Source organism: Bacillus sp. SIMBA_008, from assembly GCF_046535495.1.
Classification (GTDB): domain Bacteria; phylum Bacillota; class Bacilli; order Bacillales; family Bacillaceae; genus Bacillus; species Bacillus subtilis.
The window spans coordinates 1-235 of record NZ_JAWRWL010001279.1 but is presented as its reverse complement, the minus strand read 5'-3'; the positions used below and the strand labels follow the sequence as shown (position 1 = coordinate 235).

At 66.0% G+C, this 235-nt stretch carries 1 protein-coding gene; it reads right to left on the bottom strand.

What is annotated here, in order from left to right:
• Window positions 1–235 (bottom strand): HisA/HisF-related TIM barrel protein (locus SB658_RS27550; protein ID WP_410603746.1); only part of this gene is annotated, 235 nt, incomplete at both ends.

Sequence of the window (235 nt, the reverse complement as noted above, 5' to 3'; positions counted from 1 at the left end):
GGATGAACGCCTCGGTGGCGATGCGGTTCAGCAGCTCCATCCGGGCGGGCACGCGGCTCTTCGCGGCGCCGATGTCGAGGATCACCAGTTCGTCGACCTCGAGGTCGTTGAAGATGCTGATGACGTTGACCGGGTCGCCGACGTAGCGGGGGTCCTCGAAGCCCTTGGTCTTCACGAGACGGTCGCCCTCGAGCAGCAGGACGGGGATCAGCCGGGGATAGACGTGCATCAGGCC